The sequence below is a fragment of the Maribacter taeanensis genome (assembly GCF_047345145.1).
Classification (GTDB): Bacteria; Bacteroidota; Bacteroidia; order Flavobacteriales; family Flavobacteriaceae; genus Maribacter_C.
The window spans coordinates 819,037-834,059 of the sequence record NZ_JBLFER010000002.1 but is presented as its reverse complement, the minus strand read 5'-3'; the positions used below and the strand labels follow the sequence as shown (position 1 = coordinate 834,059).

The window sequence follows — 15,023 nt, the reverse complement described above, 5'->3', positions numbered from 1 at the left end:
AGTCGATGGACATTTTATTCTATTTAGCAACAACAAGTCTGGTGTTATTTATGCTACTAGCCACCTATGACGGTTTTTATCTCCATATCTGGAAATATCGCCTTTTCGATAGAGAAGAGAGTTTATTTGAACATAAAACACATACCATTAGAGCCATATTATTCCCGCTCATCATTTGGTTATTGTTTATCAATGAGGCCAATTTTTCCCTTTTTCTAACAGGCATCGCACTGGTTGTTCTAGATATGGCGGTTTTGGCGATAGATGCCTATCACGAAAAGGAGAGCAGAAGTTTTATGGGCGGATTACCTACTTGGGAATACATTGTTCATCTTTTTGCCAATGCCCTTCATTTTTCAGCAATTATTCTAGTCTTGGCATTACGACTAGATTTCTCTGAAGGAGCTATACTCTTTGTAGATTCCATAGCAGTATCGCAAGCGCATACGTTATTTCAATTTGTGGCTATAAATCTAATTCCTGGAGCCGTAATCTTGGCATTCTTGCATTTTATTCTAATGCTTAAAACACCGAAGAATATTTGGTTAAATTACCGTTCAAAAGTAACTTGCTGCTAGTATGTCTAAAGATATAAACACCAGAAAAATGGAAGCCTCCGATTGGGAAGCGGTTTCCAAAATTTACGCGGAAGGTATTGCCACGGGTTTGGCTACTTTCGAAACAGGCATACCAACCTACGAAGCCTGGGATGCAGCTCATATGGGGGCCTGTAGACTTGTCGCTGTTGAAGGCGATACAATTCTAGGCTGGGCGGCGCTATCACCAGTATCTAGTAGATGTGTTTATGGAGGAATCGGAGAAGTTAGTGTCTATGTAGGCTCGAAGGCACGTGGTAAAGGTGTTGGTAAACTTTTAATGCAAACCTTGATTCAAGAAAGCGAAGAAGATGGTCTTTGGACTATACAGTCAGGTATTTTTCCTGAAAATGAAGCCAGCATTGAACTTCATAAAAGGATGGGATTTCGGTATATCGGTAAACGCGAAAGAGTTGGAAAGTTAGCTGGTGAGTGGAAAGACAATTTACTCTTTGAAAGAAGAAGTGAAAAAGTTGGTGTTTAAATATAGAAAATCACATGTTTGAAAATATAGCAAAAGCAATTGCATCTCTATCAATAACATCTATTTCTGAGGATAGAAAAAAGGTTTTGAATCCGCTGATCGCGTACATCCGAGAAAAAATCTCTAAAAATGAACCCATAGCACTTAATTTTATTTGTACTCACAACTCGAGGAGGAGCCATTTATCGCAAGTTTGGGCACAAACTCTGGCCTATCATTTGGGCATAACAAATGTCAATTGTTATTCGGGAGGAACCGAAGCAACCGCCTTATTTCCCATCGCCGTGGAGACCTTAGAAAATATAGGGTTTCAAATTCGAAAGTTGTCCAAAGAAAAGAATCCTGTTTATAGTATTAAATATGCTGACGATGCTCATCCGGTAATAGGTTTTTCTAAAACTTTTGATGATGATTTTAATCCAAAATCAAATTTTGCAGCTATTATGACCTGTTCGTCAGCCGATAAAGGTTGTCCGTTTGTGGGAGGTTCTGATGGTCGTTTTCCGATAACTTTTGAAGACCCAAAAGCTTTTGATAATACACCATTTCAAAAAGAAAAATATCACGAAAGAAGCATTCAAATTGCGACAGAAATGCTATTTGTAATGAAAGAAAGCATTCGATAAATTACTTCAATCAACAATGAGGTATTCTTCGAAATCTAATGGTAGCAAGTCTCCTATTCTGTCATCTGCCATTTCCCCCGCAAATTTAAGTTGAAGGTAGGGCATATAACTACCGTACTTATCGATATTTATTGATTCTCCGGATAATAATTCTACTGAAGACCAGTGTTTGAACAAACCTTTTCTATAGGTAATTTTGAACTTCTTCAATTTAAAGAAAACTCTCTTTGTAAAAATATCGTTTCCAGCAGAAATTGAGAGAGCATCAGCAACATCAATCTTTTTCAAATTTTCCCTCAGTTCATAGGATTCATTCAACCAAGATTGATTCCACATAGTTCGCATAAAATGTTGTATTGATCCCCGATACGCATAATTTCTGCGATTCATAAATTGCTTTTCAGTTAAAGAGTTAGTTACATCGGTAAAAAAAGTATGACCATAGATAACCGTAGACTGTACATTGTCAATACGTTTAAGACTTTGAGTTCTAAAGCTAATCTGAAAATCAACGAGATCAATTTTTATTCGATATTTTAGATAATCATTCACTATCACTAAAGGTTCGTTTGCATGAACAAGTAAAATATTCGTCTTCATATTAAAGTATAAATCCAAAGCGTGTTCATTCAATATCTTGCTGTTTAATCCACCTTTGGATTCTCCTAAAAATTCAAGTCTGAAGACTTCTAATTTTTGTTTTCTACTAAAAGTGTCAGATATAAGAACAACCTCTGGGACTTCAAAAAAATCTTCTTCTAAGGCAATTCTAAGGTTCTGACCGAGTTTTTGATAGTGAATAGTTACTGCCTTGTAACCTATATGACTAATTACCAGATAAGCATTTGAGTCAAATTTAGGGTCAATTGAAAAATCGCCATGTTCATTGGTAACCGTTCCTATAGAAGTTCCATCAAAATAAACTGTAGCACCCTCAATAATATCACCAGTTTCAGCGTCATAAACATTTCCTGAGATTGCCTGAGAAAAAAGCAACTGAACAAATAGTATAAATATGATGGAAAGAAAAGATTTCATGAGAATTACTTGTTTTATCTTAAAGATATGTAATTCCTAAGATTCACTTTGATTAGCCTCGGTAAACTTGCGTTCTAGCTCCGCTTGAAATTCCTCCATAACTGGTTTTACCGTACTTTCAGGAAGATCGGCTATTTTGATATACATTAATCCGTCCACAGAGTTATTGAAAAGTGGGTCAACATTAAAGGCAATTACTTTTGCATTCTGTTTAATGTACTTTTTTATCAATACGGGCAAACGAAGATTTCCAGGTTCTACTTCATCGATTAATCTATCGAACTTGTTTAAATCTGCCTGTGTTTCGTCAAAGACGAATTCCTTGTCAGCGTCGTTCAATTTTACCTTAAATTCTTTTTTAGGACGAATGTATTGTGCCACATATGGGTCCCAATAATGAGACTTCATAAACTCAATCATCAGGGATTTCGAAAATTTCGAAAACTGATTACTGATACTCACGCCTCCGATTAAATATTTGTGCTCTGGATGTCTCAGCGTTGTATGTACAATTCCCTTCCAGAGTAAAAACAATGGCATAGGTTTTTGCTGATATTCTTTAATGATATAGGCTCGCCCCATCTCGATCGACTGTTGCATCATACTGAAAAGTTCAGGTTCAAAACGGAATAAATCCTGCAAGTAAAACCCATCTATACCGTATTTTGCAAAAATCTCAGCGCCTAATCCCATACGGTATGCGCCGGCAATTACCTTTGCATCGCTATCCCAGAGAAACATATGGTGGTAGTAGGCATCGAACTTATCAATATCTATAGAGTTATTGGTTCCTTCCCCAATTTCCCTAAAAGTAATTTCACGTTGTCTTCCAATCTCTTTTAAGATAAAAGGCATTTCATTAGCAGGAGCCAAATAGACTTCATAGTTCTTGCTCTGCAACATTCTTCTATCCTTCTCTATCAACTTTTCAATCTCACCTTCAATCACCTCAGTACGTACGGCAGTGACAATTTTTCTTGGTTGTTTTGGAAGCTTTAAGGTTGTAGGTATTTGATCTATCAAACGCTCCTTCTCATAGGCATTGGCTAAGATATACGTCTTCTTCCGAAGCAAATCGCCAAAATCTTCGAAGCTACCTTGCTCTTGTTGAGCTTTTACAGTAATAGGCTGCCCGATACGAACTTTAATTGGTCGATTTCTCTGTGTGTAGACCTCAGAGGGTATCTTCGCCGTGCGAAAAATATCGCTGATTTTAGCCAAGCGATAAAAGAGTTTACTATTTCGAGCATGAAAATAAATGGGTACAACTGGCACTTCAGCTTTCCGAATTAGTTTTAAAGCTGCTTCTTCCCATTGTTTATCTACCAAAAGTTTTCCATCCTTATGTGTCGAAACTTCCCCTGCAGGGAATATTCCCAAAGGATGACCATCTTTCAAATGTTGTAGTGCACTTTTAAAACCAGCAATACTGCTTCTTACATCCTTCCTATCTTCAAACGGATTTACGGGAATAATATAGGGTTCGATAGGCACCATTCTTTGTAAGAGAAAATTTGCCATTATTTTATAATCTGACCTTTGGGCAAGCAATAATTTGAAGAGAAGTATTCCGTCTATCGCACCTAACGGATGATTTGATATCGTTATATAAGCGCCCTCTTTGGGTAATCGTTTAAAATCTTCTTCAGGAATCTCGAAGTCAATTTCGTAGTGTTTAAGAATAGCATCGGCATACTCCTTCGCATCTAAATGTTTTATACTGTCGTAATATCGGTTGATGCTTGATATTCTAGTAACCTTCATCAAAAACCAACTTATAAAGGTGCCGAAAAAACCATACTTATCTAGATTGATGGCTTTGGCCAATTCTTTAGCGGTTACTAAACCCATTAATGCATAATTTAGGTAACAGTAAATATAGGAAAATCCCTTATTTAGGGATGCATTTTAACACTTTCAAAGACAAGCTAATTTTCAACTAGTTGCACAATAGTATACAAATTATTTTATTACAAATTGTACGGTCTCTTTTCCCCTTTGCTCTAGAAGAACTTCATAGCCATTCAAAAGAGATTCAATGGCTTCGGCATTAAAATGACGTATGGTGTATAAGGATACATTTTCTTGATAAGTAACTTTAAACCTACTTTTTAGGTTGTTCAAAAGTTCGTCGAGTCGGCCAAATTTGTTATCGACACAGACAGAAAAACTAATGGCAGAATTTTGAATCAAATCGACCTTCATCTTGTAATCATGAAACATTTTGAAAAGCTCGCTGATACTATCTTCTACAATAAATGAGAAATCTAATGAAGATAGTTTCATCAGCACCTGACTCTTCTTTACAATGAAACAAGGCACCTCAGGTTCTATACCAACGCCTTTGCCAACCGTTGTTCCTCTATTTTTCGGATTCAAAAAGGACTTCACATGCAAAGGAATTTCTTTTCCTTGAAGTGGCTGTAATGTCTTTGGATGGATAACCGACGCCCCATAAAAAGCAAGTTCAATAGCCTCGCGATATGAAATATTGTTCAGTAATTGGGTGTCTTTAAAGTACCTCGGATCTGCATTTAATACTCCTGGAACGTCTTTCCAAATAGTCACCGAAGTGGCATTCAGACAATACGCCAAAATAGCTGCCGAATAGTCAGACCCCTCTCTACCCAGAGTTGTGGTAAAGTTGTTATTATCACTTCCTAAAAAGCCTTGTGTAATGTTTAAGATTTTTTGATCTACGATTTTAGATATATTTTCTTGGGTGCGTTTCCAATCAACAACGGTGTCTCGATAGCTATCATCTGTCTTAATCAATTCACGAACATCTAACCAGTTATTTTTTAATCCTACTTCATTCAAATATGCGCTTATAATTGTTGTAGAAACCAACTCACCATAACCGACAACCTGATCATAAACAAAATTGTAATGAGGTGATTTATTCCAGGCTAAAAAGCCCTGCACTTCATCAAAAAGGATTTTTATTTTATTAAAAATCGGATGCTTACCATTTACAAAAAGAGCAGCTAAAATATCATTGTGATACTTTATCACATCTTGAATCTCCGTCTTTACCGAGCTCTTATCCTCAAAATAGGCATTGACAATAGCCTCCATGGCATTGGTAGTTTTTCCCATTGCTGAGACCACCACCAATGTATTATCGTGACCTACTTCTTGTAAGACCTTAACCACATTTTTAACTCCATCAGCATCTTTAACCGAAGCTCCTCCAAATTTGAATACTCTCATCAAAAGGTTATTTATTGTCATTCCCGCGTTTGTGCTGAACTTATTTCAGTAAAGGCGAAAATCCTTATTCTTATTTTACTATTTCTATTTGTTATGAAAAGACTTCCTTCTTCAATTTTTTTCTAAAAAATCCTTCATTCCTTTTTCATCCAATTGAACAACATCCCAATCACGCATTACCCGAGCACCTTTTTTTTCATAAAAAGTGATGGCCGGCTCATTCCAATCAATAACTTCCCAACTAATTCGCTTCACCCCTAAGTCATTACCGTATTTAACAACCTCTGTTAAAAGTGCACTACCCAACCCTGAGCCACGCATTTTTTCTGTGACTATTAGGTCTTCTAAATGAAGTACAGGTCCTTTCCAAGTAGAATACCTAGGATAGACCAAAGCCATACCGCCTATTCCTTCATCTGTATCAGCCACGAAGCATTGAAATAATTTCTCTTCTCCGAAACCATCACTGACTAAATCGTCAATCGATATCTCAACAGCATCGGTCTCTTTTTCAAAAGAAGCTAATTCTTGAATCAGTTGCAATACCTGGCCCATGTCTTCCGTTCTAGCCTTACGAATTCTATAATTCATTGTTGTTACAAATAAAACACAAAGTTATAAATTTAAAAATAGAATATTTAACGAAAACCTTGTAGCATAACAAAATAGACGATATTTGTGCTCAAATTCACAGTAGACTACTATGACCAAAAGAAATACAACTTTAGGGGAATTTATTATCGAAAACCAAGATTCGTTTCAATATTCTTCAGGTGAATTATCTAAACTTATAAATGCAATTCGACTTGCTGCAAAAGTGGTCAACCACGAGGTTAACAAAGCAGGTCTAATTGACATTTTAGGTGCTGCAGGCGATACTAATATTCAAGGTGAAGATCAGCAAAAATTAGATGTTCTTGCGAATGAGAAGTTTATTCAGACCCTAAAAAATAGAGAGATTGTTTGCGGAATTGCCTCTGAAGAAGAGGATGATTTTATAAGCATTAATAGTAATGATGAGCAGCATCAAAATAAGTACGTGGTCTTAATAGACCCCTTAGATGGTTCATCGAATATTGATGTAAACGTATCTGTAGGAACTATTTTTTCGATTTACAGAAGAATTACTCCTGTAGGAACTCCTGTGACTTTAGAAGACTTCTTACAACCCGGAAATCAACAAGTTGCCGCAGGCTATGTCGTCTACGGAACTTCAACTATGCTTGTATATACTACTGGTGATGGCGTGAACGGATTTACATTAAACCCAGCCATTGGAACTTTTTATCTTTCGCATCCGAATATGCAATTCCCTGAAATGGGGCGTATTTACTCTGTAAACGAAGGTAATTATGTGCATTTTCATCAAGGTGTAAAAGATTACATCAAATATTGTCAGCAAGAGGAAGAAGACCGACCGTATACTTCACGTTATATAGGTTCTTTGGTATCAGACTTTCACAGAAATATGATAAAAGGTGGTATTTACATGTACCCAAAAAGCAGTGTAACTCAAGAAGGTAAGCTTCGCTTATTGTATGAATGTAATCCTATGGCCTTTATTGCAGAACAGGCCAATGGAGTGGCTATTGGCGGGAAATCACGTATAATGGATATTCAACCAACAGAATTACATCAACGTGTTCCTTTTTTCTGTGGAAGTAAAAAAATGGTCGAAAAGCTTCAAGAGTTTTTGGAAAAATATCAATAAAAAAGGGAGCAATTGCTCCCTTTTTTTATTCAATGTATTTTAATCCTTAACGGTTCATGTTTTTTATCTCATCGATAAAATTATCCTCATCAACACCTGCATGAACTAGTTTCAATGCCTTGTCAACCACGTAGTTTACATTCGCAGTTGAAAATCCAAGTCCCACACACAAACGTTCCAGCATAGTGGTTTGACGCTCACCCAGTTCATCATCAGCATATACCATACGTGCCAAATCATACAAACGCTCTAATCTACGGTCATAACTACTTGGCGGATTCACCGGATGGCTCATGTAGTCTTTTAATATCTCTTTATAATCACTGTCAGAAATATCTAGTTTTCGTGCCAAGCGATCCAAAAAAGCTTGCTCGTCTTCAGTTATTACACCGTCACTCATGGCTACACGAACAATAGCCGCAAAATGGTCTTGATTTCTTTTTCGAAATCCACTATCAAAAAAATCTGCAATCGACATATTTCTAATTTTTAACGTGGCAAATATAATTTTTTTCAGGGGGATAATTTATATTCCCAGCAACTTTGTTTTGACGATAAACTCCATCAATAAAAACCCCTAAGTTTTCGTGTTGAAATCATCCATATATCTAGCATCAAACCTCTCAAAACTTAAATCTCGATTATCGAGCAAATTTGTAACTTCACTCGACCATAAAAAAATGGCTTCCTAAACGAATATTTGCGGTTACATTGAAATGACAAGAGACCAACTTTACGAAATTGCAGGTTCTTGGTTTCATACACAAGGCTGGAAACCTTTTCCATTCCAAAAACAAACCTGGAAAGCATTTCTACAAGGCAAACACGGACTACTAAATGCTCCAACCGGAAGCGGAAAAACCTATGCCTTATGGTTTCCTATTGTTCTTAATTATATTAAAAACAATTCTGACTATAAGACCAAACACAAAAAAGGATTAAAAGCAATTTGGATAACTCCCCTTCGCGCTTTATCCCAAGAAATCAAACAATCTGCAGAACGCGTTACCGCTGATTTAGGAACGCAAATGACTGTTGGTATTCGCACAGGCGACACTACTACCAAAGAACGTGCGCAGCAGAAAAAGCAAATGCCCGATTTGCTAATTACCACTCCAGAAAGTCTACAATTGCTTTTGGCCACCAAAGGATATGACAAAATCTTTAAAGACTGTACTGCGATTGTTGTAGATGAATGGCACGAACTTCTAGGAAGCAAAAGAGGCGTTCAAATGGAATTGGGACTTTCACGTGTCCGCAACATTTCGAAAAATCTCCGTATTTGGGGTATCTCCGCTACCATAGGAAATCTTGAGCAGGCAAGAGAAGTTTTGCTAGGGCCAACATCTGAGGCTTTGAACAATTCGGTGATGATAAAGGCAAACCTCAAAAAGAAAATCACAGTAAAAAGTATCATTCCCAAGGAGATGGAAACTTTTCCTTGGCGGGGACATTTGGGTATTCGATTGTTGGAAGAAGTGGTTCCAATTATCAATGCAAGTAAAACCACATTACTTTTTACCAATACCCGAAGTCAATGTGAAATCTGGTTTCAAAAAATATTGGAAAAACATCCTGAATATGCCGGCGAAATTGCCATGCATCACGGAAGCATTAATAAAGACACCCGCGTTTGGGTTGAAAATGCCATTCGAAATGAAAGTTTGAAAGCTGTTGTCTGTACATCAAGTTTGGATTTGGGAGTCGATTTTGCACCCGTCGAAACTGTAGTACAAATTGGTGGCCCAAAGGGAATTGCCCGCTTCTTACAACGCGCTGGTAGAAGTGGTCACCGGCCTGGAAAAGAAAGTGTGATTTATTTTCTTCCCACTCACGCGATTGAACTCGTCGAAGCATCAGCTCTACAACAAGCGGTAAAACAAAGAGCCGTAGAAGACCGAATGCCCTACTTAAACAGCTACGATGTTTTGCTACAATATTTGACCACTTTAGCGATTTCTGATGGATTTTACCCCGATGAAATCTATCAAGAAATCAAACAAACCTTCTGCTATCAAGCCGTATCCGAAGACCAATGGCGATGGTTGTTAAACTTCTTGGTCATGGGAAGCCAAAGCCTACAATCATATGACGAATACAAAAAAGTGGAGGTTGAAGAAGATGGTAAATTCAAGGTCAATAATCGTGGGGTGGCTATGCGACATCGTTTTCAAATCGGAACGATTGTTGGCGACGCCAACCTAACCGTCCGCTATCAAAAAGGCGGTTATATCGGTACTATTGAAGAGTACTTCGTTTCAAAATTAAACATGGGCGATGTATTTACTTTCGCAGGAAGAAATTTGGAATTCATCCGAATAAAGGAAATGCAGGTTCATGTGCGCAACTCAAATAAAAAAACCAATAAAGTCCCAGCTTGGGGCGGAGGTCGAATGACCCTTTCGGCACAGATGTCAGAACTCCTACGTAATGAATTATACACGGTGAGCTTAGATAAAAAGGAGCAGTCGAAAGAAATAAAGTCTTTGTTGCCAATGTTCAATCAGCAAAGATTTGAAAGTATTGTACCAAGACCCGATGAATTTCTCATCGAAACCTTTAAAACCCGCGATGGCTATCATCATTTGTTTTATCCTTTTGAAGGAAGATTTGTGCATGAGGCGATGGGAAGTTTACTAGGCTATCGTATCAGTCTGCTATCACCTATCACTTTTTCTTTGGCCTTTAACGACTACGGATTTGAACTCCTTTCCGATAAGAAAATAGACATACAACAAGTGATTGACAATGATTTGTTCACCACTGAATATATGCTTGATGACTTGCAAAAGAGTTTGAATTCTACCGAGATGGCACGACGAAAATTCCGTGATATAGCTGTTATCAGCGGAATGGTCTTTACGGGTTACCCGAACAAAGGCATTAAAATGAAACACCTGCAAAGTGGTTCACAACTGCTTTTTGATGTATTTCGCGATTATGAAGATGACAATCTATTGTATCAACAGGCCTTTACGGAAACTTTCGAACATCAGCTTGAAGAGGGTCGTTTGCGAATCTCTTTGGAGCGTATCGCTACTCAAGAAATCGTGTGGAAATCTTGTTCAAAACCTACTCCTTTTTCTTTTCCACTAATTACCGACCGCATGAGCCGTGAAAAACTTTCAAGTGAAAAACTAGCCGACCGTATCAAAAGAATGGCCGCGATTTTGACAAAGAAATAAGTACTTTTAAGCAATGACGCTGCCCATCAAAATTCAAGACCATACGTTTATCATGCATCCTTCGGGAGTGTTGTTTTGGAGGGAAAAATCAATGCTTATCATTAGTGATGTGCATCTGGGGAAAGTCTCTCATTTTCGAAAATTTGGTGCTGCGGTTCCACAAAAAGCAATCCAAAAGAACTTTGAATTAATGAATGAAACCATTACTTTCTTTGACCCAAAAACCATTTGTTTTTTGGGTGATTTGTTCCATTCATTCGTTAATAAAGAATGGGATTTGTTCGAAAAATGGGTAGCAAAAACTTCCTCAGAACTTATCTTGGTTGAAGGCAATCATGATATCATTTCTCCTTTAAGATATGAGAAATTAGGGGTTCAAGTGGTGCCAGAAATTAAATCAGGGGGATTCCTTTTTACACATCATCCTGAAGAACGCAAAGGGTATTTCAATTTCTCAGGGCACATTCATCCAGCAGTTCGCCTTCGTGGCGCTGGAAGACAAAGCTTACGCCTACCTTGCTTTTTTAAGAGCATGAATCAAATGATTGTTCCCGCATTCGGTGAGTTTACCGGAACACATACCTTAAAACCAAAGAAAACCAACGAGGTTTTTGCAATTACCAATGATGAAGTTTTTCAGGTAAAAATTTAAGCCCATACCATGAAATAAGTTTTGGTAGGTTTACCCTTTCAAGTGTATCTTTGCAAAAATTTAACGGTTGGTTAAAACCCCGATTTCCGAGTTCTTTGCACAGTCTCCGCAATTGCTGAAACTGCGGAATGCTATTGTCGAAAGTGAAACCTCCACCCCGGTTAGACATCATTTAAAAGGACTCGCAGGGTCCTCTATTTCCTTTGTACTATCAGAAACTTTCAAGCAGACCGAAACCCCCTTTCTTTTGGTTTTCAATGATAAAGAAGAGGCCGCCTATCACCTCAATGACCTAGAGCAATTGATCGGTGAGAATGATGTGCTGTTTTATCCGGGGAGTTATCGTAGACCCTATCAAATCGAGGAAACCGATAACGCGAATGTGCTGCTGCGTGCCGAGGTTTTAAATCGTATTAATTCTCGCAAGAAACCTGCGGTTATCGTTACGTATCCGGATGCGCTTTTTGAAAAAGTGGTCACCCGAAGAGAGCTTGAAAAGAATACCCTTAAAATAAAATTGGAGGATACCCTTTCGTTAGATTTCCTCAATGAAGTTCTCTTCGAATATCAGTTCAAAAGAGCTGATTTTGTTACAGAGCCTGGGGAGTTTTCCGTGCGAGGTGGCATCGTGGATGTTTTCTCATTTTCCAACGATGAACCTTATCGTATTGAGTTCTTCGGAGATGAAGTGGATAGTATTCGAACCTTTGATGTTGAGACCCAGCTTTCAACTGACAAAGTGAAAAAGATTACGATAATTCCGAATGTTGCCAACAAGTTTTTGGAAGAAAAGCGGGAAAGTTTTCTAAAGTACATATCCCCCAAAACCATAGTTTTTGCCAAGAATACCGAAATGCTTTTTGACAGATTGGATGATTTTTTCAAAAAGGCGAAGGAGGCATTTTCTAAACTATCGGAAGACATCAAACATGCCAAACCTGAAGAACTATTCTTGAATTCTAACCAATTCGCAACTGAATTACAAAATTTCGGATTAATTAGTTTCGGGTCAAATGTCATGCTAAGCGCAGCTGAAGCACAAACTGAAGAGATAGTCTTCCATACGAAACCCCAACCCTCTTTCAATAAAAAGTTCGATTTACTGATCGACAACTTGAATGTGAATCATCAAAATGGCTATTCAAACTTTATATTTTGTGCCACTGAACAGCAAGCCAAACGATTTCATGATATTTTTGAGGAAGTTGAAACACAGGTACACTACAAAACAATAGTCTTTTCTATACATCAAGGATTTATTGACGATGATTTAAAACTTGTCTGCTATACGGATCATCAAATTTTTGAGCGGTACCATAAATTCAGTTTGAAGAATGGCTATGCAAAGAAACAAGCCATAACGCTTAAAGAACTAAACAAACTGGAAATTGGGGATTATGTAACTCATATAGACCACGGTATTGGAAAGTTCGGCGGACTCCAAAAAATAGATGTAGAAGGGAAGAAGCAGGAAGCCATTAAATTGATGTATGGCGAACGTGATATCTTATATGTCAGCATTCACTCCCTTCACAAGATTTCCAAGTTTAATGGAAAGGATGGAGCTGTACCTAAAATCTACAAACTTGGTTCCGCTGCTTGGAAGAAAATCAAACAGAAGACCAAATCAAGGGTTAAGAAAATCGCTTTTGACCTCATAAAAGTGTATGCGAAGCGGAGACTTCAAAAAGGTTTTCAGTATGATCCAGATGGGTATTTACAACATGAATTGGAAGCTTCTTTTATTTACGAAGACACTCCCGATCAAAGCAAAGCCACAGAAGATATCAAACGGGATATGGAAAGTGAGCGTCCGATGGATCGTTTGATCTGCGGCGATGTTGGGTTTGGAAAAACAGAAGTGGCCATTCGAGCAGCTTTTAAAGCTGTTGCAAACGGAAAGCAAGTTGCCGTGCTGGTGCCAACCACGATTCTAGCCTTCCAACATAGTAGAACATTTAAAGAGCGATTAAAAGAAATGCCGGTAACGGTAGATTATCTGAATCGTTTTCGAACTGCCAAAGAACGCAGGTTGACCTTGGAGAAACTGGAGGCAGGTAAAGTTGACATTATTATAGGAACACATCAATTGGTCAACAAAAACGTAAAGTTCAAAGACTTAGGATTGCTCATCGTTGATGAAGAACAAAAGTTTGGGGTTTCAGTTAAGGACAAATTAAAATCCATCAAAGAAAATGTCGATGTGTTGACTTTAACAGCCACACCGATCCCAAGGACATTACAGTTCAGTTTGATGGCTGCTCGGGATCTATCTGTAATCAACACACCTCCACCGAATCGTTATCCTATAGAAAGTCAAGTAATTCGTTTTGGGGAAGAAATTATTCGAGATGCGGTTACTTACGAAATTCAGCGTGGCGGTCAAGTATTCTTCATTCACAACAGAATCGAAAACATTAAAGAGGTTGCAGGAATGATTCAGCGCTTGGTCCCCGATGCGAAAGTTGGCATCGGACATGGCCAAATGGAAGGAAAAAAACTTGAGACCCTTATGCTCGCATTTATGAATGGGGAATTTGACGTGCTTGTATCGACCACCATAGTTGAAAGCGGACTTGATGTAACCAATGCCAATACTATTTTTATTAATAACGCCAATAACTTTGGGCTAAGTGATTTACACCAGATGCGGGGTCGTGTTGGTCGAAGCAACAAAAAAGCTTTCTGTTATTTTATAACACCTCCGTACGATGTAATGACCAATGATGCTCGCAAACGAATTCAAGCTTTGGAACAATTTACAGAACTTGGAAGCGGCTTTAATATTGCCATGAAAGATTTAGAAATTCGTGGTGCCGGAGACCTTTTGGGTGGCGAACAAAGTGGGTTCATTAATGAAATTGGCTTTGATGCCTATCAAAAAATATTGGCAGAAGCAATTGACGAGTTAAAAGAAAACGAGTTCAAAGAACTTTATGACGAAGTTGAAGGGCATCAAGAAAAAACGTTTTTAAAGGATACACAGTTAGATACTGATTTTGAATTGCTTTTTCCCGATGATTATATAAACAATGTCACGGAACGCTTGAATCTTTATACATTATTGAATCAGGTAAAAGATGAAGAAGGATTGGCAAAATATGAATCTGAACTTGTTGATCGTTTTGGCGAATTGCCCGCTGAAGCAGAGGATCTTTTAAATTCCGTTCGCATTAAATGGATTGCCACAGGTATTGGTTTAGAAAAAGTGATTCTTAAAAAAGGAAAGCTAATTGGGTATTTTGTCTCGGACCAACAATCTGACTTTTATCAAAGTCCCAATTTCACGAAGGTTTTGCAATTCATCCAAACCAACTCCAATATTTGCAAAATGAAAGAGAAGCAAACCAGAAATGGGCTTCGACTACTACTCGTATTTGAAGGCATAACTTCAATAGAAAAAGCCCTTCAGGAATTATCCCCTCTTAAAATTTCTAATGTAGATTCTATTGCCCCGAGTTAGAAAACGTTTTCAATTGGGTAATATGTATATTTTTCGTACGTTTATGTAACTTAAA

12 protein-coding genes are annotated in these 15,023 nt (G+C 37.8%); 7 read left to right on the top strand and 5 right to left on the bottom strand.

The features are described 5' to 3' along the window. The first annotated feature begins 5 nt into the window (after positions 1-5). Genes ACKWCD_RS09550 through ACKWCD_RS09540 form a run of 3 tightly spaced genes read left to right on the top strand, consistent with a single transcriptional unit; the run spans position 6 to position 1,706 of the window. Complete coding sequence (locus ACKWCD_RS09550) at positions 6-578, top strand: hypothetical protein (protein WP_413983717.1); 573 nt, start codon at positions 6-8, stop codon at positions 576-578. Position 579: 1 nt separating this feature from the next. Next, positions 580-1,080, top strand: coding sequence for a GNAT family N-acetyltransferase (locus tag ACKWCD_RS09545; protein ID WP_413983716.1), 501 nt, complete (start codon positions 580-582; stop codon positions 1,078-1,080). A 14-nt stretch (positions 1,081-1,094) separates the two neighbouring features. Next, on the top strand, positions 1,095-1,706 hold the full coding sequence (locus ACKWCD_RS09540) for an arsenate-mycothiol transferase ArsC (RefSeq protein WP_413983715.1): 612 nt from the start codon (positions 1,095-1,097) through the stop codon (positions 1,704-1,706). A gap of 6 nt (positions 1,707-1,712) precedes the next feature. Here the strand turns inward: ACKWCD_RS09540 and ACKWCD_RS09535 are convergent, their stop codons facing one another. The 4 genes from ACKWCD_RS09535 to ACKWCD_RS09520 form a co-directional block, all read right to left on the bottom strand. Beyond that, entirely contained in the window at positions 1,713-2,744 is a 1,032-nt protein-coding gene (locus tag ACKWCD_RS09535) for a carboxypeptidase-like regulatory domain-containing protein (protein ID WP_413983714.1), read from the bottom strand. Positions 2,745-2,780: 36 nt separating this feature from the next. Then, positions 2,781-4,595 carry a GNAT family N-acyltransferase gene (locus ACKWCD_RS09530; RefSeq protein WP_413983713.1) on the bottom strand — a complete coding sequence of 605 codons (1,815 nt, stop codon included), beginning with the start codon at positions 4,593-4,595 and terminating at the stop codon, positions 2,781-2,783. 111 nt (positions 4,596-4,706) lie between these two features. Then, positions 4,707-5,957 carry an aspartate kinase gene (locus ACKWCD_RS09525; protein WP_413983712.1) on the bottom strand — a complete coding sequence of 417 codons (1,251 nt, stop codon included), beginning with the start codon at positions 5,955-5,957 and terminating at the stop codon, positions 4,707-4,709. A gap of 111 nt (positions 5,958-6,068) precedes the next feature. Next, the gene (locus ACKWCD_RS09520) at positions 6,069-6,548 is read right to left on the bottom strand and encodes a GNAT family N-acetyltransferase (RefSeq protein ID WP_413983711.1); all 480 of its coding nucleotides are present in this window, start codon (positions 6,546-6,548) and stop codon (positions 6,069-6,071) included. A 112-nt stretch (positions 6,549-6,660) separates the two neighbouring features. Between ACKWCD_RS09520 and fbp the strand changes: the two genes are divergently transcribed. Next, the gene (fbp, locus tag ACKWCD_RS09515; protein WP_413983710.1) at positions 6,661-7,668 is read left to right on the top strand and encodes a class 1 fructose-bisphosphatase; all 1,008 of its coding nucleotides are present in this window, start codon (positions 6,661-6,663) and stop codon (positions 7,666-7,668) included. Between the two features lie 46 nt (positions 7,669-7,714). On the opposite strand, the gene ACKWCD_RS09510 is transcribed toward fbp, so the two are convergent. Then, positions 7,715-8,146: a tellurite resistance TerB family protein gene (locus tag ACKWCD_RS09510; protein ID WP_413983709.1), complete on the bottom strand. Its 432-nt coding sequence runs from the start codon at positions 8,144-8,146 to the stop codon at positions 7,715-7,717. 238 nt (positions 8,147-8,384) lie between these two features. Here ACKWCD_RS09510 and ACKWCD_RS09505 point away from each other — a divergent pair, with 238 nt between their 5' ends. The 3 genes from ACKWCD_RS09505 (at position 8,385) to mfd (ending at position 14,968) form a co-directional block, all read left to right on the top strand. After that, on the top strand, positions 8,385-10,853 hold the full coding sequence (locus ACKWCD_RS09505) for a ligase-associated DNA damage response DEXH box helicase (protein ID WP_413983708.1): 2,469 nt from the start codon (positions 8,385-8,387) through the stop codon (positions 10,851-10,853). 13 nt (positions 10,854-10,866) lie between these two features. After that, a complete protein-coding gene (gene pdeM, locus ACKWCD_RS09500) occupies positions 10,867-11,505 on the top strand; it encodes a ligase-associated DNA damage response endonuclease PdeM (protein WP_413983707.1) in 639 nt (212 codons plus the stop codon). Between the two features lie 67 nt (positions 11,506-11,572). Further along, the gene (gene mfd / locus ACKWCD_RS09495; protein ID WP_413983706.1) at positions 11,573-14,968 is read left to right on the top strand and encodes a transcription-repair coupling factor; all 3,396 of its coding nucleotides are present in this window, start codon (positions 11,573-11,575) and stop codon (positions 14,966-14,968) included. The last annotated feature ends 55 nt before the right edge of the window (positions 14,969-15,023 follow it).